General features: G+C 74.1%; 21 protein-coding genes and 2 pseudogenes. 12 read left to right on the plus strand and 11 right to left on the minus strand.

All coding sequences use genetic code 11. The annotated features are described in order from the left end of the window. Positions 1-49: 49 nt before the first annotated feature. The 5 genes and pseudogenes from AAC944_RS27795 to AAC944_RS27815 all read right to left on the minus strand — a co-directional run bounded on the left by AAC944_RS27795 (position 50) and on the right by AAC944_RS27815 (position 6,460). On the minus strand, positions 50-1,612 hold the full coding sequence (locus AAC944_RS27795) for an alpha/beta hydrolase (RefSeq protein ID WP_030621882.1): 1,563 nt from the start codon (positions 1,610-1,612) through the stop codon (positions 50-52). Positions 1,613-2,060: 448 nt separating this feature from the next. After that, positions 2,061-2,825, minus strand: a pseudogene (locus tag AAC944_RS27800) (DUF4142 domain-containing protein); the annotation flags it as partial. A 303-nt stretch (positions 2,826-3,128) separates the two neighbouring features. Further along, positions 3,129-4,145 (minus strand): TIGR04222 domain-containing membrane protein, encoded by a 1,017-nt coding sequence (locus AAC944_RS27805; RefSeq protein WP_051872243.1) that lies wholly within the window; start codon positions 4,143-4,145, stop codon positions 3,129-3,131. Between the two features lie 5 nt (positions 4,146-4,150). After that, positions 4,151-5,555, minus strand: a pseudogene (locus AAC944_RS27810) (MbnB/TglH/ChrH family RiPP precursor modification enzyme). A gap of 266 nt (positions 5,556-5,821) precedes the next feature. Beyond that, positions 5,822-6,460 (minus strand): NUDIX hydrolase, encoded by a 639-nt coding sequence (locus AAC944_RS27815; protein ID WP_030621890.1) that lies wholly within the window; start codon positions 6,458-6,460, stop codon positions 5,822-5,824. Positions 6,461-6,648: 188 nt separating this feature from the next. Between AAC944_RS27815 and AAC944_RS27820 the strand changes: the two genes are divergently transcribed. Beyond that, the gene (locus tag AAC944_RS27820) at positions 6,649-7,335 is read left to right on the plus strand and encodes a nuclease-related domain-containing protein (RefSeq protein WP_196943238.1); all 687 of its coding nucleotides are present in this window, start codon (positions 6,649-6,651) and stop codon (positions 7,333-7,335) included. 64 nt (positions 7,336-7,399) lie between these two features. Here AAC944_RS27820 and AAC944_RS27825 read toward each other — a convergent pair whose 3' ends face one another. Continuing rightward, on the minus strand, positions 7,400-8,182 hold the full coding sequence (locus AAC944_RS27825; RefSeq protein WP_368396473.1) for a peptidyl-tRNA hydrolase: 783 nt from the start codon (positions 8,180-8,182) through the stop codon (positions 7,400-7,402). A 116-nt stretch (positions 8,183-8,298) separates the two neighbouring features. Between AAC944_RS27825 and AAC944_RS27830 the strand changes: the two genes are divergently transcribed. From AAC944_RS27830 to AAC944_RS27845, 4 genes are read left to right on the plus strand one after another with little or no spacing between them, the layout of a single operon-like run. Then, on the plus strand, positions 8,299-8,976 hold the full coding sequence (locus tag AAC944_RS27830) for an AIM24 family protein (protein WP_030621897.1): 678 nt from the start codon (positions 8,299-8,301) through the stop codon (positions 8,974-8,976). 33 nt (positions 8,977-9,009) lie between these two features. Then, on the plus strand, positions 9,010-9,888 hold the full coding sequence (locus AAC944_RS27835) for an ATP-binding cassette domain-containing protein (RefSeq protein WP_037773101.1): 879 nt from the start codon (positions 9,010-9,012) through the stop codon (positions 9,886-9,888). After that, positions 9,885-10,553 carry a hypothetical protein gene (locus AAC944_RS27840; RefSeq protein ID WP_030621899.1) on the plus strand — a complete coding sequence of 223 codons (669 nt, stop codon included), beginning with the start codon at positions 9,885-9,887 and terminating at the stop codon, positions 10,551-10,553. The genes AAC944_RS27835 and AAC944_RS27840 overlap by 4 nt, the downstream gene beginning before the upstream one ends. A 40-nt stretch (positions 10,554-10,593) precedes the next feature. Further along, a complete protein-coding gene (locus AAC944_RS27845) occupies positions 10,594-10,797 on the plus strand; it encodes a hypothetical protein (protein ID WP_030621900.1) in 204 nt (67 codons plus the stop codon). A gap of 52 nt (positions 10,798-10,849) precedes the next feature. On the opposite strand, the gene AAC944_RS27850 is transcribed toward AAC944_RS27845, so the two are convergent. Next, on the minus strand, positions 10,850-12,211 hold the full coding sequence (locus tag AAC944_RS27850) for an alkaline phosphatase PhoX (protein ID WP_030621903.1): 1,362 nt from the start codon (positions 12,209-12,211) through the stop codon (positions 10,850-10,852). A gap of 139 nt (positions 12,212-12,350) precedes the next feature. Next, on the minus strand, positions 12,351-13,475 hold the full coding sequence (zapE, locus tag AAC944_RS27855; protein WP_030621905.1) for a cell division protein ZapE: 1,125 nt from the start codon (positions 13,473-13,475) through the stop codon (positions 12,351-12,353). 87 nt (positions 13,476-13,562) lie between these two features. On the opposite strand from zapE, the gene AAC944_RS27860 reads away from it, so the two are divergent. Both AAC944_RS27860 and AAC944_RS27865 read left to right on the plus strand, forming a co-directional pair. Then, the gene (locus AAC944_RS27860) at positions 13,563-14,423 is read left to right on the plus strand and encodes a pyrimidine reductase family protein (protein WP_030621906.1); all 861 of its coding nucleotides are present in this window, start codon (positions 13,563-13,565) and stop codon (positions 14,421-14,423) included. Positions 14,424-14,589: 166 nt separating this feature from the next. Beyond that, positions 14,590-15,096 carry an indole-3-glycerol phosphate synthase gene (locus AAC944_RS27865; RefSeq protein WP_078888869.1) on the plus strand — a complete coding sequence of 169 codons (507 nt, stop codon included), beginning with the start codon at positions 14,590-14,592 and terminating at the stop codon, positions 15,094-15,096. Positions 15,097-15,422: 326 nt separating this feature from the next. Here the strand turns inward: AAC944_RS27865 and AAC944_RS27870 are convergent, their stop codons facing one another. Together AAC944_RS27870 and AAC944_RS27875 are read right to left on the minus strand one after the other, a co-directional pair. Further along, on the minus strand, positions 15,423-16,109 hold the full coding sequence (locus AAC944_RS27870) for an ABC transporter ATP-binding protein (protein WP_030621910.1): 687 nt from the start codon (positions 16,107-16,109) through the stop codon (positions 15,423-15,425). 55 nt (positions 16,110-16,164) lie between these two features. Further along, positions 16,165-17,259 (minus strand): ABC transporter permease, encoded by a 1,095-nt coding sequence (locus AAC944_RS27875; RefSeq protein ID WP_030621912.1) that lies wholly within the window; start codon positions 17,257-17,259, stop codon positions 16,165-16,167. Positions 17,260-17,555: 296 nt separating this feature from the next. Between AAC944_RS27875 and AAC944_RS27880 the strand changes: the two genes are divergently transcribed. The 4 genes from AAC944_RS27880 (at position 17,556) to msrB (ending at position 21,424) form a co-directional block, all read left to right on the plus strand. After that, a complete protein-coding gene (locus AAC944_RS27880; RefSeq protein WP_037773105.1) occupies positions 17,556-18,797 on the plus strand; it encodes a sensor histidine kinase in 1,242 nt (413 codons plus the stop codon). Beyond that, entirely contained in the window at positions 18,794-19,426 is a 633-nt protein-coding gene (locus AAC944_RS27885; RefSeq protein ID WP_030621915.1) for a response regulator, read from the plus strand. The genes AAC944_RS27880 and AAC944_RS27885 overlap by 4 nt, the downstream gene beginning before the upstream one ends. Before the next feature lie 134 nt (positions 19,427-19,560). Further along, positions 19,561-20,958 carry a UDP-N-acetylmuramate--L-alanine ligase gene (gene murC / locus AAC944_RS27890; RefSeq protein WP_030621918.1) on the plus strand — a complete coding sequence of 466 codons (1,398 nt, stop codon included), beginning with the start codon at positions 19,561-19,563 and terminating at the stop codon, positions 20,956-20,958. Between the two features lie 58 nt (positions 20,959-21,016). Then, complete coding sequence (gene msrB, locus AAC944_RS27895; RefSeq protein WP_030621920.1) at positions 21,017-21,424, plus strand: peptide-methionine (R)-S-oxide reductase MsrB; 408 nt, start codon at positions 21,017-21,019, stop codon at positions 21,422-21,424. A gap of 62 nt (positions 21,425-21,486) precedes the next feature. Here msrB and AAC944_RS27900 read toward each other — a convergent pair whose 3' ends face one another. Further along, a complete protein-coding gene (locus AAC944_RS27900; protein ID WP_030621922.1) occupies positions 21,487-22,560 on the minus strand; it encodes an ATP-dependent DNA ligase in 1,074 nt (357 codons plus the stop codon). A gap of 74 nt (positions 22,561-22,634) precedes the next feature. Here AAC944_RS27900 and ligD point away from each other — a divergent pair, with 74 nt between their 5' ends. Then, positions 22,635-23,705 (plus strand): non-homologous end-joining DNA ligase, encoded by a 1,071-nt coding sequence (gene ligD, locus AAC944_RS27905; RefSeq protein WP_078888870.1) that lies wholly within the window; start codon positions 22,635-22,637, stop codon positions 23,703-23,705. Positions 23,706-23,715 lie beyond the last annotated feature (10 nt).

Genomic DNA, 23,715 nt, shown 5'->3' on the forward strand with positions numbered 1-23,715 from the left:
GGCGCTCCAGGGGGCACCGGGGGCACGTTCACCGAGGGCGTGCCAGGGCTCACTTCTCACCGGGCTCGGGCTCCGCGTGCGGCGCGCAGGACGCGTCGTCCGCCGGGACCCGCCCGGTGAGCAGGTAGTCCTCGGTGTACTTGTTCACGCAGTCGTTCTTGCTGAAGGCGATGCCGTGCGTGCCCGCGTCGCGCTCGGTGACCAGCTTCGACCCCGCCAGCCGCCGGCGCAGCTCCAGCGCGCCCGCGTACGGCGTGGCGCCGTCCCGCTCCGCCGCCAGCAGCAGTACGGGGGGCAGCGCCCCGGGGACCGTACGGACGTCCAGCGGGCGCCGGTGCTCTTCCTGCGCGGAGCGCGGCCAGAAGGCGCAGGGCAGGTTCAGCCAGGCGTTGTCCCACGTCTCGAAGGGCGCGATCTGCGCCACCATGGTGTTGTCGCGGTCCCACGTGGCCCAGTCCCGCGGCCAGGCGGCGTCGTTGCACTCCACGGCCGCGTAGACCGCGTCGCCGTTCTCGTCCGACACCGCGTCCGCCGGGTCCGGCGCCGCCTGCGCGATCAGCGGCTTCGGGTCGCCCTTGAGGTACTTGGCCAGCGCCGCCGCCCGGATGGGCCAGTAGTGGTCGCTGTACCCGGCCGTCAGGAAGGCGGACTGGAGTTCCGCCGGGCCGACCTTGCCGCCCGCCGGCTTGCGCCGCAGCTGTGCGGCCGCCCGGTCGTACGACCGGCCGACCGCCTCCGCCGTCGTCCCGAGGCGGTAGGTCTTGTGGTGCTTGGCCACCCAGGTGCGCCAGTCCTTCCAGCGCCTCTCGAATGCGATGTTCTGTTCGAGGTTGTTGCGGTACCAGACCTTGTCCGGGTCCGGGTTCACGACGCTGTCGAAGACCATGCGGCGCACGTGCCCCGGGTAGAGCGTCGCGTACACCGCTCCCAGGTAGGTGCCGTACGACGCGCCCATGAAGGTGAGCTTCTTCTCGCCCAGTGCGGCCCGCAGCATCTCGAGGTCACGCGCGTTGTTCAGCGTGTCGTAGTGCTTCAGTGCCGCCCCGGCCCGGCGCGCGCAGCCCTCGGCGTACTCGCGCGCCTCCTTGATCTTCCGCTGCTTGAAGCGCTCCGAGGGATGCACCGGGTTGTCCGAGGGCGCCTCGGCGGCCGCCTTCTTCGGGTCCTCGCAGGACAGCGGGGCCGACCGGCCCACCCCGCGCGGCGCGTAGCCCACGAAGTCGTACGCCCTGGCCGTGCGGCGCCACTCGGGCAGCTCGGCGTACAGGGGGAAGGCCATCGCGCTGCCCCCGGGGCCGCCGGGGTTGTACAGGAGCGCGCCCTGCCGCTCCTTCTCGGGGCCGGTGGCGCGCCGCCTGCTGACCGTGAGGTCGATCTTCTTGCCCTCGGGGTGTGCGTAGTCCAGGGGTACGCGGACCTTGCCGCACTGCACGCCGGACGGCAGGTGCTCCACGGCGGGGCAGCGGCCCCAGGAGATCTTCGCGGGCGTGGGGGCGGGTGCGGGTGCGGGTGCAGGAGCTGGCGCGGCTGCGGGGAGCCCGGCCGCCGGAGCGGCTGCCAGGCTGCCCAGAACCAGTGACCCGATGGTGCCGAACAACGCTACTGCCTTCACAAGCCGTCCCTTCGTGGGTCACCGTGCCGCCTCCGAATGGCGTCACCGGGTGTGACAAAAGGGATACTTGAGCGGGGGTTTGACGATGTAAAGCACCGGGCGCCGGTGTCGGAAGGGATGCCCCGGAAGAGACCGCAAGGGGGCGCGCGGTGGGTGCCTCGAGGCCACCGCACGCCCGGACGGGGCATCCCGTCCCCTCGCCGTGCTACCCGTGGGACGAGCCGGCGCGGCCTTCGGAGCCGGCGCGCCCCCCGGAGCCGGCGCGGCCCGCAGGATTCTCACGGCTCCCGGGGCCGCCTACTCCCTCCCGCTCGCCGCGGCCCTCACGCCCTTGGCCGTTCTCACGCCCTTGGCCGTTCTCACGGCCCGCGCCGTTCCCACGTCCGTCGCCGTTCCCGCGGCCGTCACCCTCCCCACGTCCGTTGCCCTCCCCGCGGTCGGAGGCCTGTGGCGGAGGTGCCGAGGCGGCCGGCGGCAGGGGGTACGTCGCGGACGGCGTGGCGGCCTCGGGCACTGCGGGCGGCGCCGACGGCGCGGCGGCGGGCGGCGGCGGTACGGGGGCGGGCGGTGCGGGCGTGGGCGCGGCCGGCGGCGTCGGCGAGCCGGTGGCCTGCGTGTCCCGGGCGATGCTGTCGAAGTCCACCACGCCGGTGCGTTCCAGCACGGTGATGTGGTCGAGCACGGTCGTGTTGGCGGCGTCCGCCAGCCCGCGGACCAGCGAGTTGCGGGTGGTCGCACGGACCTGGGCGACGACCGTGAAGACCTTGCCGTGGGCCAGCCGCAGGATGTTGGCGAACTTCCGGTCGTACTCGGTGCCGCGCACCGCCTCCAGCTCCGAGAGCCAGCCCCGCTGCTGGGCGTTGGGCTGGTTGGGCAGGTCGACATCGAGCTGCGCTGCCACCTGCCGTACGTTCCGGTCGAGTTCCTCGTGGCCGGTCACGAGGTGCTCGCCCGCGGTCCGTACGGCCTTGGTGGTGCCGCGTTCCTGCGCCTGCTGTCCGGCGGGCAGCTCCCACAGCCCGGCCAGCCGGACCTTGTTGACGAAGTCGCGGTCGAGGGCGGACAGCGGGCCGAAGCGGGTGGCCACGGTGCCCGCGTTGATGTCGGTGCCGGCCGCCGACAGTCCGGCGAAGGACAGGATGGGGAAGAGCAGTGCGGCTGCCGTCGCGACGAGTGCGGCGACGACGAGACCTGTTCCGGTGACGGATCGCATGGTGCCTCCTGGTGCGGTCCCGCACGCTAATCCGGCCGGTCCCGCCCGCACCCCGCGTTCCTCGAAGCCCGGCTCAACGGACGTCGAACGTTGGTACGTTGACTGGTTTCCGGGCCCGCCGCATACGAGGCCGGACCGACACACTGCATACGGGGCGGACCGGCTCACCGCATACGGGGGCGGACCGGCCCCGCATACGGGCAGCGATCCCGCTGCGCCAGGGGCCGTCGGCCCGCCGCATACCGTGTGCTGCGCGCGCCGCCCTTGGAGGCCGTGCGTACACCGTGCCCTCGAAGGGGTGGCTCAGCCGCTGGAGCCCCCGCAGGACGAGCCACCGGAGGAGGAGCCGCCGCCGCACGAGGAGCCGCCCGTCCCGCTGCCCGAGGCGGAGCCGCCGCACGAAGAGCCGCCGCAGCCCGTACCGCCCCCGGAGGAGCCGCACCACATCCCGCCGGTGTCTCCCGCGGCGCTCCAGCCCGTTCCCGCCCCTGTTCCGGACGAGGCCACCGCGGCGGCGGCCGCGGTCCCTGCAGCGGCCCGCTGTGCCTCCAGCAGGTACTCGCGCAGCACCTGGTCCGTCAGCAGCGCCGCACCCCCGACGGCCACGGCGAGCGCGGCGGGCCGGCCCGCCGGGCCGGCGGCGGCCGCCCTGTTCGCGGTGCGGAAGCGCTTCAGGGCGCGCTTCCCGGTCTTCGTGATGCGGCGGCGTACGGCATTCCGGCACAGCGTGCCGATGAAGATCCCGGCGAATACCGCGGGCGTCACCTTGAGCACGAACGGCAGGTTCTGCGGGTACTGCGGAGCACCGTCGTCCAGCGCGCCGGTCACCGACTGGAAGATGCCGAGGAAGAAGACGCCCATGCACGCGCCGATCTGCAGCCGGGCCAGCTGCCGCCACGGCCGGCCGGCCTCCGGGCGGCGCAGCAGACCGCGGTCCGCCAGCCGGTCGCCGATCTGCTGGACGGCCGCGCTGCGCATGACCGTGGGGCGCAGCCGCGCCAGTGAGCCGCCCGGCGTCCGCGCGAGCGCTTCCAGGACCGCGGACTCGACCGGGTCGTGCGAGACGGCCGGGCGGCGCGCGGTGACCGTGCCGGGGCCGCCGATCACCAGCCTGCCGTCGCCATGCATCCCGGCGATCGCCGCGTCGGCGACCCGGCCGGGACCGCCGGCGAGAAAGGCGTTCTCCCAGAGGTCGTGCGAGGGCACGTCGACGAGCACCGTCCGGGGGGACGGCGTGGCGCGGCGGGTGTGGACCGTACCGGCGATGAGCACCACTGAGGAGGCGGCGACGGCCAGGTACACCAACTGCGCGAAGGACAACGTGATTACCTCCCACTCCGGGGTCTGTCGACATACTCCACCCGCGAGGCACCTTCCGGCACGTTCAGGGGCCCGCTCCGGCCGCCGCCCGCCGCGCCGCCCCCGGGCCGGGGCAGCAGGCCGGTGAGCGTGCGGGCCAGCCGGGCCAGCCGCGCGGCGGGACGGTCCGACGGCGGGGTGGGGCCCGCGCGCTCGCGCCACCACTGTGTCAGCTCCCGCCGCGCGGCGGGATGCGCCGGCAGGCCGAGGGCGAGCAGATGACCGGCGAAGTCCAGCGCGTCGCGGCGGTGGCCGCCGCGCATCGGCCGGCCCTGCGCGTAGTCCAGGAAGGCGGTGCGGTAGTCCGCTCCGAGTATGCCGGGCAGCTCCGGCGCCACCGCGGCGACCACGTCAGCGCGCTTGCCGGCCAGCGCGCGCCGCTGCACGGACAGCCGCTCGGTGTCGAACCCCGCCGGGTCGGGTCCGTCCGCCACCAGCGCCGCCAGCAGCTCTTCCTGTGCCGCGGCCAGCCGCAGCCGCGCCGCCTCGGTGCCTTCAGGAGCGGGTGTTCCCCGCTCGCCGGGCCGCATCTCAGGCAGTCGCTCGGGCATGGGGCGCGGCCTCCTTCACGACGGCTCGGACGGCGTCCAGTTCGGCGGCGAGTTCGTCCACGGGAGGGAAGTTCTCGTCGCGCTCCAGGAGGACGCCCGGCGGACTGACGCGGGCGCACAGCTCGGCCAGTACGTCCAGGACGGGCTGCGTCACGGGGTGCGCGTGGCTGTCGTGCCACACCCCGTCCCGTTCGAACCCGCCCGCGACGTGCACGTACGCGATGGCCTCGACGGGCAGCGCGTCCAGGGCGGCCGCCGGGTCCTCGCCCCGGTTCACCCGGTTGGTGTGCAGGTTCGCCACGTCGATGAGGAGCCGCACGCCGGTCCGCTCGACGAGTTCGGCGAGGAACTGTCCTTCGGTGAGCTCCTCGCCGGGCCAGTTGACGAGCGCCGCGATGTTCTCCAGGGCGAGCGGGACCGGCAGCGCTTCCTGCGCGATGCGTACGTTCTCGCACAGCACGTCCAGTGCGTCGTACGTCCGGGGCACGGGCAGCAGGTGCCCCGCCTCCATGCGCGGCCCGCCGGTCAGCTCGCCGCCGGCCCGTACGAAGGCGATGTGCTCGGTGACGAGAGGCGCGGCGAGGGCTTCGGCGCGCTCGGCCAGCGCGGCGAGCCGCCCGGCGTCCGGCCGCTCGGCGCCGCCCAGCCCGAGCGAGACGCCGTGCGGGACGACGGTGGTGCCCCGCGCGCGCAGCGCTTCGAGAGCGGGCGGGAGATGGCCGGGGCAGACGTTCTCCGCGACGACCTCGACCCAGTCGATGCCGGGCAGGCCCGCGATCCCGTCGGCGATCTCGGGCCGCCATCCGATACCGGTGCCCAGCCGGACCCGGTTCTCCCGGCGGGCCCGCCGCTCCCGGTCTTCCGTATGCCCGGTACGCCCTGGCTGCTCCATCGTTCCCCCTACGCTCCGACTCCCGGGTGTTTCCGTACTCATCACCCCTCTGAGGAGGACGAACCGTCCACGCACCGGGTTCAGAGCCGGATCTGAGCTTTTCCCGGCCTTTGCGCGGCGTACGAATGCGCAGCGCACGAACCGGTGGGCGTAAGGAACGGTACGTGCTCGGCGGGGCCCGGCCGGCCGCGGGCTCACCGCCGGGTGAACTCCGGCTGGGTCACCATGTCGACCCGGGTCGCGCGCCCGAGAAGGGCCACCTCCCGGAACTGCCACAGCAGCGCACCGGTCGGCGCGTGGATCACCATCCCCGGGCGCAGCGGCATCTGGAGCAGCGGTCCGCCGTCCGGAGCCGTGGCCCACCGCGGCAGGTCCGGCTTCATCAGCCGCCGCAGCGGTACGTGGTGCAGCGACTGGACCTCCTTCGGGTCGGGCCGCGGCCGTACGGGTCCGCGGGGGATCACGACCAGCGGCGTGATGACGAACCCGGAGTCGGTACGGAAGTCGTCCAGCAGCCCGGCGACCTCCCCGGGGCCGGCCTCGACGGCGGTCTCCTCGGCCAGTTCCCGCAGCGCAGCCGTCTCCGCCGTCTCCGCCTCGTCCAGGCGGCCGCCCGGGAGTGCCCACTGTCCGGCGTTGCGGCCGCGTGGCGCCCGCTTGATGACCAGGACGTGTGGTTCGTCGCGGAACGGGACCACGGTGAGGCAGACGGCGGCGCTGCGTACGCCCTCCGGTACGGGCACCTCGCGCCGCGCGAACGCCGCCAGGTTGGCGCGCAGCGCGGCTTCGAGCCGGGACGGATCCGCGAGGTCCGCTTCCTTCAACGTCGACATCGGCATCGTCACGATGTACCACGCCCGGACGCCCGTTCCCACCCCTCTGTGGACGTTCACCGGCCCCTTCTGGCGTAGCCGCACTCGCTCTTGCCCCGCCCCGCACGCGCCTGGTCCCATGGGTGAGGGGCGGGTCCCGCAGTGCGGCGGTCTCCCGCCGGAGGCGAGTCCCGCAAGGGGTGATGTCCGTGAAGCTGACACCGGACGACCCCGACCGGCTCTTCCTCCCTCCGGACGACGACCTCGCGCCGAACCGTCCGGGCGAGATCCTGCGCACCTTCCTCGCCGAACACCCCTTGGACGGCCCCGCGCTCCTCGGCGCCCGGTTGCTCGGCCGCCGCCCCGTGCAGGACGACTGGCGGCGCCGGCTTGCCGCGGAGAGCGCGGTGGGCGCGGAGCTGGAGCGGCTGGGCCGCGGCGGCTGGCACGTGCTGCACTCCCTGCCGCTGCCGCCCGGCAGCGAGATCAGCCATCTCCTCATCGGGCCGGGCGGCGTCTTCTGCCTCGCCACGGAGCCGGTACGCGGCGCGCGCGTACGGGCCGACGCCACCGACGTGCGCCCGGGGCGCGGCAGGCGCCCGCAGCCGTACGTGCGCAGGGCCCGTCAGCGTGCCGTGCGCGCGACGTACGCGCTGTCCCGCGGCTGCGGCTTCCCGGTGTCCGTCCGCCCCGTGCTCGTCCTCGTAGGCCCCCGCCACGTCGAACGGCTGCCGGAGCCGCAGGAGGCGGACGCGGCCACCGAGCCGGAGGTACGCCTCGTGGCCGGCGCGCAGGCGGTCATGGCGCTCGGCGCGCTCGGCGGCGTCCTGGCCCCCGCGACCGTCGAGCGGATCCACACGGTGGCCCGCAACCGACGCACGTGGAACGGGCTGTGAGGACACCTGGACGGCCCCTCCGGGCCGTGCCCGGCGCCGGGGCCGCGTGAGGTCCCGAGGCCGCCTACCGCAGCGCCGGGTGGTCGGCGACGACCGTGCAGGAACCGGGAGCGATCTCCGTGAAGCCCGCGTCGCGGACGACGGGGAGGCCGCTGCGGGTCAGGTCCGCCCAGTGGTCCGGATCCGCCGTCCGCACGGACAGCGGGAAGCCCGCCGCCCGCCAGGCGTCCCGCTCGGCCCCGGACAGCTCCCACCAGGCGAGCTGCGCACCGTGGCCCGCCTGGGCCATCGCCTTGCCCGCCGACATCTCCAGCTCCGGGCTCAGCCACAGCACCGGACCGTCCGGACCGGGCGCGGCCGGCGGCTCCGGGCCGTCCAGCTCCGTCCCGGAGACCTGGAGCCTGGCCAGCTCCTTGGGCCAGCCGTCCAGCGGCACCGGCGGGAAGACGCGCACCTCGGCGGAGCCGCCGCTGACCGTGATGCCGGGCAGTGCCTCGGCGCGGCGCCACTCGGCGCCCCGTGCCCGGCGCACGACCTTGCGGATGCGGGCGTCCTGCCAGTCCCGTACGGCAGCGGCCCACTCGCCCGCACCCTGCGCACGCGCGTCCGAGAGCAGTGTCAGCACCGCACGCGCGGCCGTCTCCAGCGCGTCCGTACGCGCCGGCGGTGCGGTCTTCTCCAGGCGGACGACCAGCGGCAGCACGAACTGCGGCGCCGCGTCGCGGTCGGTCTCCGCACGGCGCGGAGCGGCGGACGGCGTCCCGCCGTCCGCCCCTGCGGGGGTGTCCGGCGCGTCCGGGGTGCCCGGGGTGCTGGTGCTGCTCACGGTGGTCTCGGTGTTGCTCACGTCGTCAGTCTGCCAGCCGCCACCGACACTCCCGCCGGGAGCCCGCGCCGCCCGCGGCCCGCCGTCCGGCGGGACGGCCTTGGCGGAGCGCAGCGTTCCGGGTGATCATCCTCGTCATGCAGAGCGAACTCTTCTCGTCCGAGAACTTGGTCACGCCGGCCACCGCCCCCGGTATGACGCTGCAGAACGCCAAGTCGATCAAGTACGCGGTGGACGGCGAGTGCTACGCGCGCCAGGGCTCCATGGTGGCCTTCCGCGGCAACCTCCAGTTCGAGAAGCAGGGCCAGGGGGTCGGCAAGTTCCTCAAGCGCGCGGTCACCGGCGAGGGGCTGGCCCTGATGGCCGTGCGCGGCCAGGGGGAGGTGTGGTTCGCCCACGAGGCGCAGAACTGCTTCATCGTCGACCTCGCCCCCGGTGACAGCATCACCCTCAACGGCCGCAACGTCCTGTGCTTCGACGCCACCCTGTCCTACGAGATAAAGGTCGTGAAGGGCGCCGGGATGACCGGCGGCGGGCTCTTCAACTCCGTGTTCACCGGCCACGGCCAGCTCGGCGTGATGTGCGAGGGCAACCCGATCGTCATCCCCGTCAGCCCGCAGCTGCCGGTCTTCGTCGACACCGACGCGGTGGTCGGCTGGAGCGCGGCCCTGAACACCTCGCTGCACCGCTCGCAGAGCGTCGGGTCGATGATCCGCGGCGGCTCGGGCGAGGCCGTGCAGCTGCGCCTGGACGGCGAGGGGTTCGTGATCGTACGTCCGAGTGAGGCCAAGCCCGCCCAGGCCTCGAACGGCTGAGGCGCGGACACCGGCCCGGAGGCGGACACCGGCATGAGGCTGCACAAGGTGGGGCGGCGCTACGGACTGCGCGGCCCCTGGGTGCTGCGCGGCATCGACCTGGAGGTGGCACGCGCGTCGCTGCTGCGCTTCGAGGGGGCGAACGGCAGCGGCAAGTCCACGCTGCTGCGCCTGCTCGCGGGGATCGACGCGCCGACCACGGGTCGCGTCACGGGGCGCCCTCGCACCGCGTACGTACCGGAGCGCTTCCCCGCCGCGCTGCCCTTCACCGCTCTCGGATACCTCAGCCACCTCGGCCGCGTCCACGGGCTGCGGGGTGCCGCGCCGGCCCGCAGGGCCACGGAATGGCTGGAGCGCTTCGGCGCGGCGGGACACGCCCGTACGCCGCTCGACGAGCTCTCCAAGGGCACCAGCCAGAAGGTGGCCGTCGCCCAGGCGCTGCTCGCCGAGCCCGAGCTGCTCGTCCTGGACGAGGCGTGGACCGGCCTGGACCGCGCCGCGCGCGGCACGCTCGACCGCGCGGTGGCCGAGCGCGTCGCGGCGGGCGGCACCGTCGTGTTCGTCGACCACGATCCGGCCCGGCTGGCCGGTGCGGCGGACGCCTGCTACCGGGTCGTGGACACCGGCCTGCTGCGGCAGGACGCGTCCCCGTACGCGCCGGACGCCGCTCCGGGGCCGCGCGTCACCGTGGAGGCGCAGGGCCCGCCCGGTGCGGTCCCGCCGCCCGGCCTTCCAGGGGCGCCGGTCACCGCACCCGGTCCGGACGGTACGACCCGGCTCACCGTGCCCGCCGCGCACTCCGACACCCTGCTGCACGCGCTGCTCACGGCCCGCCCGCCCTGGCACATCCACGCCGTGACCCCCGAAGAAGCCCGTCCCGACAGGACCGCACCGAGGCCGGATTCCCTGTGATTCCTCTGCTCCGCTACCACTTCGCGCTGCTCATCGGCGCGCACCGCTGGCTGCCGCCCACCGTCCTGTACGCCGCGTACGTGGCGATCGGCATCCGGGCGGGCGACCCGGTACTCGACGGATTCGCGTACACGGCCGCCCCGCTGCTGCCCGTGGCCGCGTGGCTGGTGCGGGCCGCGGTGACCGGTGAGCCGCCCGCCGCCCGGGTCTGCACCGCGGCGGCCGCCGGGCCCGGCCGCGCGCACCTGGCGGCCGTCGCGGCCGCCGCGCTCGCCACGACGGTGCTCGGGGCGCTCGGTACGGCCTTCACCGCGCTCGTCTCCGACCCGCACAGCGCCGATCACCGCGTCCGGGTGCCGATGGGAGAGGCGACCCTCGCCGCGGCGCTGACGGCCCTCTGCTGCGTCCTGCTGGGTACGGCCGTCGGGGCGCTGGCCAACCGGCCGGTGGTGCGCAGCCCCGGATGGGCGATCCCCAGCGGCGCGCTGGCCGCCCTGCTGCTGCTCGTCGTCGCGGTGTCGCCCGCGAACGCCGCCGTCAGCGGGCTGGTCACCGGCTCGCCGCACGGCACGGTGACCGTCCCCTGGCTGCCGCTGTGCGCCGCCGTCCTGATCGCGGCGGCGGCCGTCGCGGTGGCCTGCGCGCTCAGCTCACGGCGTGGCTGAGCGCGGCCGGGACCCGGAGCCAGGCCGTAGGCTCGGGACCATGTCGTCCGCCAGTCAGTGCCCCGCCCCCGAAGATGCGCCGTCCGCCCCCGAAGCGGAGACGCCCGCCGCCTCCGGGGGAGAGCCGTTCGCCGAGTGCGTCCTGTGCCGTGAGCCCACCGAGTACCCGGAGTCCACGCGGGGCGTCGTCCTGTGCCCGCGCTGCGAGTGGCAGGAGGCCCAGCGCACCGCCTGTTCGGGCTGACCGGACAGGCGGTGCGGATCACTCCTGACACAGGCTCTCAGGGTGACCGGGGTCAGAACGGCCCGGTCACCGCGAACGTGGTGCCCGGCGTGTAGCAGTTCACGTACATCGTGCGTCCGTCCGGCGCGAAGGTGACGCCGGCGAACTCGCCCCACTCCGGCTTCTCCGGCGTCCCGATGTTCTGCCGGCCGCGCGCCATCGGGTACACCGCGCCCTTCCGCGACACACCGAAGACGTGCTGCGCGCCGTCGCCGTCCTCGCACACCATCAGGCCGCCGCTGGGCGCCAGGCAGATGTTGTCGGGGGACTCGCCGGGCAGCTGGAGGTCCGAGTCGGGCCCGAAGACGACCACGAGTGTCAGCCGCCGCGCCTTCGGGTCGTACTTCCACACCTGCCCGTAGTGGTCGGCGGCGGAGCCCTCGTCCCGGTGCGCGAAGCTGGACACGAAGTACACGCAGGAGCCGCCCCAGTAGCAGCCCTCCAGCTTCTGGGCGTGCGTGATGCCCTTGCGCCCGAAGTCCTGGAAGCGGATGGCGGTCTGCTTCGCCAGCGGGTCCGGGACGTCCACCCATTCGATGCGGTCGAACGTCGCGCCCGTCTCCTGGATGGCGGAGAGGTCCCGTACCCCGGGGACGCGCATCGCCTGCAGCCGCCCGCCCGCGCGCAGCGAACCGATGCCGCCCATCGGCTTGTTCGGGTGGAAGCGGTAGAAGAGCCCGAAGGGCTTCTCGAAGGCGTCCTCGGTCTCGTAGACCGTGCCGTCCCGCGGGTCGACCGCGATCGCCTCGTGCTGGAAGCGCCCCATGTCCGTGAGCGGAACGGCCCCGGTGCGGCGCGGGTCGTACGGGTCGACCTCGAATATGAAGCCGTGGTCCTTGGTGTACCCCTCCTCGCCCGCCTTGAACTCGGTCTCCTCGCAGGTCAACCAGGTGTTCCAAGGGGTGGGGCCGCCCGCGCAGTTGGTGGAGGTGCCGGCTATGGCGACCCGTTCGGAGACCACGTGCTGGTGCGCGTCGACCTCGATGGCCGTACAGCCGCCCTCGCCCACCGGGTCGTACGTGAGGCCGGGCACGGTGGGCACGGCGGCACGGGACCTGCGGCGGTTCTCGTGGTTCCGCACGAGGTGGGTGTGGCCCCGGCGGCCGCGGAAGGCCGCCATGCCGTCACAGTTGCTTGGTATCCTGCCCTCTCCTGAGAGCAGCGGGTCGCCCTCCTTCGAAAGCACCTTGTAGCGGAAGCCCTTGGGGAGGTCGAGCAGACCGTCCGGATCGGGGGCCAGCGGTCCGTAGCCGTTCCGGCCCATCGGCTGGGCGCTGGCGGTGCCGGCGAAGATCTCCTGGACGGCGCCGGAGAAGACGATCCCCGCTCCCACCGCGCCGGTTCTCGCGAGGATCTGACGTCGTGTTGCGGACATGAGGCAACTCCCTGCTGGCGGACAGGTGATGTGACCGCACGTGTGTACCACGTCACAACGCCGCCGGGAACCACGCGCGTAGAGGTGGCGCGGGAAGCCGTGGCAGGGGCTCAGGCGCCCTGGCGGGGGGCGCCTGAGGTCACTTCTCCGTCAGTTGCTTCGCGTCGCGTGCCAGTGCCGTCAGACGCGAGATCGCGCGGAAGTACTTCTTGCGGTAGCCGCCCTTGAGCATGTCCTCGCTGAACAGCTCGTCGAACGGCTTGCCGGACGCCAGCACCGGCACCTCGCGGTCGTAGAGCCGGTCGGCCAGCACGACCAGCCGCAGCGCCGTGGACTGGTCCGGCACCGCCTGCACGTCGGTGAGGCACACCGCCCGAATGCCGTCGCACATCGCGCCGTACCGGCTCGGGTGCACCTTCGAGAGATGGTCCAGCAGCGCGGGGAAGCCGTCGAGCGAGGCGCCGGGCGTGGCGTACGCGACCCGGGTGACGGTCTGCTCGTCGAACGGCGCGGGCGCCTCGGGCAGGCCGCGGTGGCGGTAGTCCTCGCCGTCGATGCGCAGCGGCCGGAAGTGCGCGCTCAGGCCCTGGATCTCGCGCAGGAAGTCGGCGGCGGCGAAACGGCCCTCGCCGAGCTTGCCCGGAAGGGTGTTGGAGGTGGCGGCCAGTGCCACGCCGTGCTCGACCAGCTTGGCCAGCAGGGAGGAGACCAGCACGGTGTCGCCGGGGTCGTCCAGCTCGAACTCGTCGATGCACAGCAGGCGGTGGCCGCTGAGGGTGCGGACCGTCTCCTGGAAGCCGAGCGCGCCGACCAGGTTGGTCAGCTCCACGAAGGTGCCGAACGCCTTGAGTTCCGGGGCGGCCGGCGTGGCGTGCCACAGGGAGGCCAGCAGGTGGGTCTTGCCGACGCCGTAACCGCCGTCCAAGTAGACGCCGCGCGGCCCCTTGGGCGCCTCGGGCTTCTTCGAGAACCAGCGGCGCCTGCCCCCCGAAGGGCTCGCCGGGCCCCCGATGCTCGCCGCGAAGGAGCTGAGCACCTGTACCGCCTCGGCCTGGCTGGGCTGTGCCGGGTCCGGGATGTACGTCTCGAAGCGCGCGCTCTGGAAGCGCGGCGGCGGCACCATCTCCGCGACCAGCCGGTCGGCGGGGACGTGCGGGGCGCGCGCGGTCAGCGCGGCCGGGGCCGCGTCGTCCGGGGCGCCGGCGGCGGCCGGACCGGATATCGGAGCGGGCTGCGAGGGCGACGAGGGGTTCGAAGGCGACACAGCGCTCCAGGGTAGTCGCTGCGGAGCAGGGGCCGGACAGCTGAGCGAGGCATGTCACACGGCCGTGTCCGTGCCACACTGCGGCCTATGCGACGTCTGTTCCCTTCTCCGACCCAGTCCGCGCCGTCCGGAACCGTACCGCCCGAAGGAACCGCCGACGTGGTGGGATGCTCGCCGCCGAACGGGTACCGGGGGTGGATGGAAGACCGGGAGTGGACGCTGGACGAGCTGGCGGAGGCCTATGCGTATCCGGAGCCCGCGGAGGCTGCGCACACGGAGGCGGCACACGGATGGCTGCGCGCCAACATGGTGTCCTCCGTGGACGGCGCCGCGCATCACGAAGGCCGCTCGCAGCCGCTCTCCAGCGACGCCGACATGCGGATCTTCGGGGTGCTGCGGGGGCTGGCCGACGCGGTGGTGGTCGGCGCCGAGACGGTGCGCAAGGAGGGCTACCGGCCGGCCAAGGCGCGTGAGGCCTTCGCCGCCCGGCGGGCCGCGGCCGGGCAGGGACCGGCCCCGGCGATCGCCGTGGTGACCGCCAGCCTGGACCTGGACTTCTCGCTGCCGCTGTTCACGCGGCCGCTCGTGCCCACGGTGGTGCTCACCGGCGCGGCAGCCGACGAGGACCGCGTACGGGCCGCGCGTGCGGCCGGTGCGGAGGTGGTCTTCGTCGGGGAAGGAGCGACCGTGGACCCGGCGCGGGTCACCGGCGCGCTCGCCGGCCGGGGGTACACCCGGCTGCTGACGGAGGGCGGGCCGCGGCTGCTCGGCCAGTTCGCCGCGGCGGGCGCGCTGGACGAGCTGTGCCTGTCGCTGGCGCCGCTGGTGGCGGCGGGGGACGCGCCGCGGATCATGAACGCGCCCGGCCTGGCGGTCCCGGAACGGTTCCGGCTGGCGTCCGTGCTGGAGGACGACGGGTTCCTGTTCACCCGGTACTGCCGGCCGTGAACCGTGTCACCGCACGTCCTCGGCGTTCGGCGGAATTCGTCGTTCCGCTTAGCGTCCATTGGGCACACTGAAGGAACGAAGGCCCCGTCCCGTGGCGGGGCAGGATGGTTTCTGTCGGACCGTTCCCCGGAGCGGTCCAGTGAAGCGGAGAAGAAGGGCACGCGTCGTGTTCACGAGCGTATTGATGATCGAGAAGCCTCTCACGCCCGCGGACGTGGAGTTCGTGACCACGCTGCACGGCGACGACGAGGTCTCCTTCGTCGTCCTCATGCAGCCGCGCGGCGAGCAGGACGTCTTGCTGCGGGCCATCGACGACGTCGCCCTCGGCGAGTTCGACGAGGCGGTACGGGAGGGCGACGAGCCCGAGGGCGAGCAGGCGGAGCCGCCTGCGGAGCGGGCCCTGTCGTACACCCTGCAGCAGCTGCGGGACGCGGGCGCCGAGGCCATCGGACAGGTGGTCGAGAACCATCCGCTGGACCTGTTGCGCTCGGTCGTCGACCAGACGGGCGCCGACGAGGTGATCGTGCTGACGGCCCCGCACTTCGTGGAGGAGTTCTTCCACCGCGACTGGGCCTCCCGCGCGCGCCACAAGGTCGGCGTGCCCGTACTGAAGCTGTTCTCGCATGCTCCCGGGGAGCAGGCGGGGGAGCGGGGCGAGGCAGCCGGGGGCTGAGCGGCCGCCGGGGCCGTTGCCGGGTGCGTCTCCGGTGCCGGGTGCGTCTCCGGTGCCGGGTGCGCCTTCGGTGTCGAGTGCGCCTTCGGTGTCGGGTGCGGGTGCGTGTCCGTTGCCGGGTGCGTGTCCGTTGCCGGGTGCGGCGCCGTTTCGCCTGCGGCGGGCGGTGCCGCTGCGCGGGGCTTGGCGTTACGGGGACGGGCCTCCGCGGCAGGGGGTCCGGACTGCTTCGCTTTACGTCCGGACCCCCTACCGCTCCGGCCCGTCCCCTCCCGTCGGTGGTGGGTGGAAAGACAGGGGCCGTCGGGGTTTCCCCGAGCGGGACGTCAGGTGCCCGTCGGCGTCCTTGCGCCGATACGGCCGTCCAGGACCTCCACGACGGCGTCCACCGTCTCCAGGTGCGACCGGTCGTGCGTGACCAGCACCGTGGCCGTGGCGCGCCGGTGCGTGAGTGTGGTCAGCAGGTCCAGGACGGCCGCGCCGCGCTCCTGGTCCAGCGCGCTGGTCGGCTCGTCCACCAGGAGGACGGCCGGGTCGTTCATCAGGGCCCGGGCGATGTTGACCCGCTGGCGCTGGCCGCCCGAGAGCTGGTGCGGCCGCCGGTCCGCCTGCTCCGCCAGGCCCACCGCGGCCAGCAGCTCCTCCGCCCGTGCCGCGGCCGCCCGGGGCGACCGCCCGGCCAGGTGGGCCATCGCCTGCAACTGTTCGGCCGCGGTCAGCGCGGGCAGCAGGTTGGGCTGCTGGAAGACCATGCCGATCTTGTCGCGGCGGAGCGCGGTCAGCTTCGCCCGGCTCATCCCGGTGGTGGCCACGCCGTCGATCGTGACGGTGCCGCGGTCCGGAGCGATCAGCGTGGCGGCCACCGCCAGGAGGCTGGACTTGCCGGACCCCGAGGGGCCGAGCACGGCGGTCATCGAGCCGGCGGGCACGTGCAGCGACACCGCGTCCAGCGCGGTCAGCCGCCCGTCGCCGTCGGGGTAGGTGAGGGTGACGTCGGTCAGGTCGAGGCTCATCGGGCGCTCCACGGGGCGTTCAGGGCGGTACGGGGGCGGCGGCGGTCGCGGGGCGTCACCGGGCGCTCCCCAGGGCCGTCAGCGGGTCCACGGCGGTGATGCGGCGGATGGACAGCGCGGCGCCCACCGCACCCAGCGCGATCATGATCAGAGCGGGGACCAGAACGGTGGCCGGCTCCAGCACGAAGGGCACGGTGCCGCCGACCGCCGCGCCCACCCCGGCGGCGACGGCGGTGCCCAGGCCCGTACCGGCGACGAGCAGGACGACGGCCTGGCCGAGCGCGTCCCTGAGGAGGTAGCGCGTCGAGGCGCCGAGCGCCTTCAGTACGGCCACGTCGCCGCTGCGCTGAATGGTCCACACGGTGAAGAACGCGCCGATGACCAGCGCCGAGATGGCGAAGAGGAAGCCGCGCATCAGTTGCAGCGAGCCGTTCTCGGCGGTGAAGGAGCCGATGGCCCGAAGGGCGTCGGCGGACGTCACCGTCCGGGTACCGAGCTTCTTGTCGGCGGCCGCGAGACCGGCCGGATCGGCGTCCCGGGTGGTCAGCGCGAGGACGGTCGCGCCGCCCTGCGCCTCGGTGGCGGCCGGGCCGCCGCCCACCCGCTGCCAGTCGTCCAGGGCCGTCCACACGACGGGCGTGTGGCTGTACATCGCCTCGCCCGACACGGCGGCGACCCGCAGCCGCTGCCCGGCCAGCGTGAACCGGTCCCCGGCCCGTACGCCCAGCTCCTCGGCGGCCTTCCCGGAGAGCACGGCGGCACCGGGCACGAGCCGCTCCGCCTCGGGGGCCAGCGGGGATCCGGGACGTACCCCGAAGGCGGAGAGCGCCGCGGTCCGCGCCCCGGACCCGGCCTTCGTGGTGGCGATGCCCAGCGGCTCGGCCCGCTCCACCCCGGGTACGGAAGCCCAGCTCTCGGCGGTCTCCGCATCGATGTGCGAGTCCGTGAACGCCACGTCGTCCTTCCCGGCGGGCGCGGAGAAGACGAGGTGGTCGGCGGGGAGCGAGGTGACGGCCGAGGTGTTCTCGCGGCCGAGGCCGGCCGTCAGCCCGGACAGCAGCCCCACCAGCACGGTGATCAGCACGATGACGGACCCCATCAGGGCGAACCGGCCCTTGGCGGATCTCAGGTCTCTCCAGGCGACGAACACGGTCCTCGGACATCCTCTGCGCACGGTGCCGGGCCCGGTGCCCGGCGGCTGCTCCCAACCTCGCCGCCACAGGGGGTGCCGGGCATCGCGCCCGGGACGGCTTCACGGGGATCGAAAGGGCGCGGGACCGGTCAATCTTTCGGTTGATGCCGGAGCGCCGGGCGCCGCCTAGCCTTGAGAAGCGCCCCGTCGGCCTCCTGGGCCCGCCCCGGCACCGGTACGCCATGAAGCCCGGTACAGGTGAGCGGAGCACCGTACGAGCACACGAAGACCCGGAATGAGCACGTGAACGCGTCGTGAACCCGCACTCCCTCACCCCCGTCCTCCGTGTGCTGCGCCTCTGCCTGCATCTGCTGGTCGCCGCGCTGCTGGCGCTCGCCGCCGTCCGCGCGGTCGCCGGTCACGCGTCCGACGCGCCGGCCGTCATCGGAGCGGCCGCCGTGCTCGCCCTCGTGTACGCGCTCGGCCCCGTCCTCCCGAAGGTCTCCGCGGCGCCCGCTGCCGCCGCCCTCTGGCTCGCCGCCGTGCTGGCCGTATGGGCGTCCCTGGTCCTGCTCACCCCGGACGGCGTCTGGCTCGCCTTCCCGCTCTTCTTCGTACAGCTCCATCTGCTGCCCCTGAGGTGGGCGCTGTCCCTCGTCGCGGTCACCACCGCCGTCGCCGTCGCGGGCTTCGGGTGGCACGCCGGCACCCTCACCGTCGGTACGGTCCTCGGGCCCGCCCTCGGGGCGGCCGTCGCTGTCGCCGTCGTCCTCGGGTACCAGGCGCTGTACCGGGAGAGCGAGCAGCGGCGCCGCATCGTCGAGGAGCTGACCGAGGCCCGCAGCGACCTGGCCGCCGCCGAACGCACCGCGGGCGTCCTGGCCGAGCGTGAGCGGCTCGCCCGCGAGATCCACGACACCCTCGCCCAGGGCCTGTCCAGCATCCAGCTGCTCCTGCGTGCCGCGGAACGCTCCCTGCCCGACCGCCCCGAGAGCGCGCTCGGCCACGTACGGCACGCCCGCGAGGCCGCCGTCGACAACCTGGCCGAGGCCCGCCGCTTCGTCCACGCCCTGAGCCCGCCCGGCCTGGACCAGGACTCGCTGCCCGCCGCCCTGGAGCGGCTGTGCGCCACGACGGCGCGCGCCGGCGGTCTCGCCGTGCACTGCCACGTGTCCGGCACGCCCGCCGTGCTGCCCACCCCGCAGGAGGTCGCCCTGCTGCGCATCGCCCAGTCGGCGCTGGCCAACACGGTGCAGCACGCCGCGGCGCACCGGGCCGAGCTGACGCTCAGCTACATGGGCACCGAGGTCGCCCTCGACGTCGTCGACGACGGCACGGGATTCCGGCCCGCCGAGGTCCCGGCTCCCGGTGCGGACACCGCGGGCTCCGGCTTCGGTCTCGCCGCCATGCGCGCCCGGGCGCGGGCCCTGCACGGCACCTTCGTGGTCGAGTCGGCGCCGGGGGAGGGCACGGCCGTCGCGGTCACCCTGCCCCTCGCGCACCCGCCCGCCGCTGCCACCGCCCCGCCCGACTCCTCCGGACAGGCCCGCACATGACCGACAGAATCCGTCTCCTCCTGGCCGACGACCACCCTGTCGTACGCGCCGGTCTGCGGGCCGTACTGGAGACCGAGCCGGACTTCGAGGTGGTCGCCGACGTCCCCACCGCCGAGGAGTCCGTGACGCTCGCGGCCCGGCCCGGCATCGACGTGGTCCTCATGGACCTCCAGTTCGCCGGCGAGATGCGCGGCCCGCAGGCCACCGCCGAGATCACCGCCCGGGCCGGCGCGCCCCGGGTCCTGGTGCTCACCACGTACGACACGGACGCCGACATCCTCGCCGCGATCGAGGCCGGTGCCACCGGCTACCTCCTCAAGGACGCGCCGCCGGAGGAGCTGGCGGCCGCGGTCCGTGCCGCCGCAGCGGGGAAGTCCGCGCTCGCACCGGCCGTCGCGCTGCGCCTGATGGACCGCATGCGCGCCCCGGCCGCCGCCCTCTCGCGCCGTGAGACCGAGGTGCTCCAGCTGGTCGCCGACGGCCTGTCCAACGCGCAGATCAGCAAGCGGCTCTTCCTCAGCCAGGCGACCGTGAAGTCCCACCTGGTGCACATCTACACCAAGCTCGGGGTCGACTCGCGTACGTCCGCGGTCGCGGCGGCGACGGCACAGGGGCTGATCCGGCGCTGAGGCGGCCGGGTGGCGGGTGCCGACCGGCCGTGGCCTGGATTGTCGGTGCGGGGTGCGAGAATCGTGCCCGACCGACAAGCTGACCGGCGTCCGCCGGCCGCCCGTCCGAGCAGACCGACCAGGGAGACGTCACGATGGCACCCGGCATCCCCGCCGCGATGGACCGACCGCACTTCATCGGCATCGGCGGCGCCGGCATGTCCGGCATCGCGAAGATCCTGGCGCAGCGCGGCGCCGCCGTCGCGGGCAGCGACGCCAGGGAGTCGGCGACCGTCCTGGCGCTGCGCGAGGCCGGCGCCACGGTCCACATCGGCCATGCCGCCGAGCACCTCGCAGCGGACGCCACCAGCGTCGTCGTCTCCTCCGCCATCCGCGCCGACAACCCCGAGCTGGCCGCGGCGGCCGAGCGCGGCATCCCGGTGGTGCACCGCTCCGACGCCCTCGCCGCCCTGATGGACGGCGCCCGCCCTCTCGCCGTCGCCGGCACGCACGGCAAGACGACCACCACCTCCATGCTGGCCGTCGCCCTCACCACCCTGGGCCTGGACCCCTCGTACGCCATCGGTGGCGACCTGGACGCGCCCGGCTCCAACGCCCGGCACGGCGCGGGCGAGATCTTCGTGGCCGAGGCCGACGAGTCGGACCGCAGCTTCCACAAGTACGCGCCGGAAGTCGCGATCATCCTCAACGTCGAGCTGGACCACCACGCCAACTACGCCTCGATGGACGAGATCTACGAGTCCTTCGAGACGTTCGTCGGCAAGGTGCGCCCCGGCGGCACCCTCGTGATCTCCGCCGACCACCCCGGCGCCCGCGAGCTGACCACCCGTGTCCGTGACCGCGCGGACCTCACGGTCGTCACGTACGGCGAGGCGGACGACGCCGGCCTGCGGGTCCTGGACATCACCCCGCGCGGCCTGACCAGCGAGGTCACCGCGGAGCTCCCCACCGGTGAGCGCCTGGCCTTCACCGTCTCCGTCCCCGGCCGGCACTACGCGCTGAACGCCGTGGCCGCACTGGCCGCCGGCGTGGCCCTCGGCGTGCCGGCCGCCGACCTCGCCGCCGCCATCGGCTCGTACACCGGCGTCAAGCGCCGCCTCCAGCTCAAGGGCGAGGCCAAGGGCATCCAGGTCATCGACTCCTACGCGCACCACCCCACCGAGATGACCGCCGACCTGGAGGCGATCCGGGGCGCCGCCGCCGGCTCCCGCGTGCTCGTCGTCTTCCAGCCGCACCTCTTCTCCCGCACCCAGGAGCTGGGCCGGGAGATGGGCCAGGCGCTGGCGCTGGCCGACGCCTCCGTGGTCCTGGACATCTACCCGGCCCGCGAGGACCCGATCCCCGGCGTGACCAGCGACCTGATCGTCAAGGCCGCCGAGGCGGCCGGCGCGACGGTGGCCGCCGAGCACGACAAGACCGCGATTCCCGACGTCGTCGCAGGAATGGCCGGGCCCGGTGACCTTGTTCTGACCATGGGCGCGGGCGACGTGACGGAGCTGGGACCGGAGATCCTGGCCCGCCTCGGCGCCTGACGCGCCCCACCGGACACCCACAGGGCCGGCACACCCACCGGCCCGAAGGAGCGAGACCATGGCCTACGAGATCGACAAGCCCGACGAGCAGTGGCGCGCCGAGCTGACCCCCGCGGAGTACCACGTCCTGCGCGAGGCCGGCACGGAGCCCGCCTTCGTCGGTGAGTACACCGACACCGAGACCCCCGGCGTCTACTCCTGCCGGGCGTGCGGCGCCGAACTGTTCCGCTCGGACACGAAGTTCGCCAGCCACTGCGGCTGGCCGTCCTTCTACGACCCGAAGGACTCCGACGCCGTCGAGCTGATCGAGGACCGCTCCCACGGCATGGTCCGCACCGAGGTCCGCTGCTCCCGCTGCGGCTCCCACCTCGGCCACGTCTTCGAGGGCGAGGGCTACCCCACCCCCACGGACCAGCGCTACTGCATCAACTCGATCTCCCTGCGGCTGGCTCCGGACGAGGGCTGACCCCGGGACGGGGCCGGTGACACCAGGTATCCGGTGACACCCGGCACCGGTGACACGAGGTCTCAGTCCACCGTGCGCCTGAGCACCTTCCCCAGGTCGTACCGGACCGGCTCCTCCAGCTGGGCGTAGGTGCAGCTTTCCGGGGTGCGGTCCGGGCGCCAGCGGCGGAACTGGGCGGTGTGGCGGAAGCGCTGCCCGTTCTCCATGTGGTCGTACGCCACCTCCAGGACCCGCTCCGGGCGCAGCGGCACCCACGACAGGTCCTTCTTGCCGCTCCAGCGGCTGGGCGCGCCGGGCATCCGGGCCGACTCGTGCGCCTCCTCGTCCGCCCAGTCGGCCCAGGGGTGGCCCGCCGCCGACTCCATGCGCAGCGGCGCCAGCTCCGCCACCAGTTCCGCACGGCGCTTCGTGGAGAACGCGGCGCACACCCCGACGTGTTGCAGCGCGCCGGCCGCGTCGTACAGGCCCAGCAGCAGTGAGCCGACCACCGGGCCGCTCTTGTGGTACCGGAAGCCGGCCAGCACGCAGTCGGCCGTGCGCTCGTGCTTGATCTTGACCATGACCCGTTCGCCGGGCCGGTACGGCATGTCCAGCGGCTTGGCGAGCACGCCGTCCAGGCCGGCGCCCTCGTACTGCGTGAACCACTCAGCGGCGACGTCGCGGTCCGTGGTGGCGGGTGCGAGGTGCACGGGGGCCTCGGCGCCCCGCAGCGCTTCGGTCAGCCGGGCCCGCCGCTCCTTCTGGGGCGCGCGGAGCAGGTCCTCGTCGTCCAGCGCCAGCAGGTCGAACGCGACGAAGCCGGCCGGGGTGCGCTCGGCGAGCAGGTCGACCCGGGACTTGGCGGGGTGGATGCGCTCGGTGAGCGCGTCGAAGTCCAGCCGGTCGCCGCGTGCGATCACGATCTCGCCGTCGAGTACGCAGCGCGCGGGCAGGTTGGCGCGCAGCGCCTCGACCAGCTCGGGGAAGTAGCGGGTGAGGGTCTTGCCGGTACGGCTGCCGAGCTCGACCTCGTCGCCGTCCCGGTAGGCGATCGCCCGGAAGCCGTCCCATTTGGCCTCGTACTGCATGCCGGGCGGGATCTTCGCCGCCGGCTTCGCCAGCATCGGCTTCACGGGTGGCATCACCGGGAGATCCATGCCTCGATTGTGCGCGTACGTCCCTTACGTCGCCCGACGAGCGCGCCCGGCCGCGCGCCCTTACCGTGGCGCCCATGGGCGGTACGAAAGGTGCCGGACCGGCGAGCGGTGCTGAAGGTGCCGGATCGGCCCGTGGTGCCAAAGGTGCGGGCGGCGCGGCGGTGGAGATCGAGGCCGGCGGCCGTACCGTACGGCTGTCGCACCCGGACAAGGTCTACTTCCCGGAGCGCGGCTTCACCAAGCTCGACGTGGCGCGGTACTACCTCGCCGTCGGCGACGGCATCGCCCGTGCGCTGCACGACCGGCCGACGACCCTGGAGCGGTACCCGGACGGCGTCACCGGCGAGTCGTTCTTCCAGAAGCGCGCCCCGAAGAACAAGCCCGACTGGCTCCCGACAGCGCACATCACCTTCCCCAGCGGCCGGTCCGCCGACGAGATCTGTCCCACCGGGATCGCCGCCGTGATCTGGGCGGCGAACCTGGGCTGCCTCACCTTCCACCCGTGGCCGGTCCGCCGTGACCGGCCCGACCACCCCGACGAGCTGCGCATCGACCTCGACCCGCAGCCGGGCACCGACTACGAGGACGCCGTACGGGCGGCCCGGGAGCTGCACGGGCTCCTGGACGAGCTGGGGCTGCGCGGCTGGCCGAAGACCTCCGGCGGCCGCGGCCTGCACGTCTACGTGCCGATCGAGCCGCGCTGGACGTTCACCGAGGTACGGCGCGCCGCCATCGCCATCGGCCGCGAGCTGGCCCGCCGGATGCCGGACGAGGTGACCACGGCGTGGTGGAAGGAGGAGCGCGGCGCCCGCATCTTCGTCGACTACAACCAGATGGCGCGGGACCGCACCATCGCCTCCGCCTACTCGGTACGCCCGCGGCCGCAGGCCACCGTGTCCGCGCCGCTGCGCTGGGACGAACTGGACGACGCCCGGCCGGCCGACTTCGACCTCGCGACCATGCCGGCCCGGTACGCGGAACGGGGCGACGTGCACGCCGACATGGCCGATCACGCCTTCGGGCTCGAACGGGTCTTCGCACTCGCTGAGCGCGACACCGAACTCGGCGACCTGCCCTACCCGCCCGACCACCCGAAGGCGCCCGGCGAGCCCACCCGCGTCCAGCCGAGCCGCGCACGGCACTGAGGAGCGCGCT

This window comes from Streptomyces sclerotialus (genome assembly GCF_040907265.1).
Lineage (GTDB): Bacteria > Actinomycetota > Actinomycetes > Streptomycetales > Streptomycetaceae > Streptomyces > Streptomyces sclerotialus.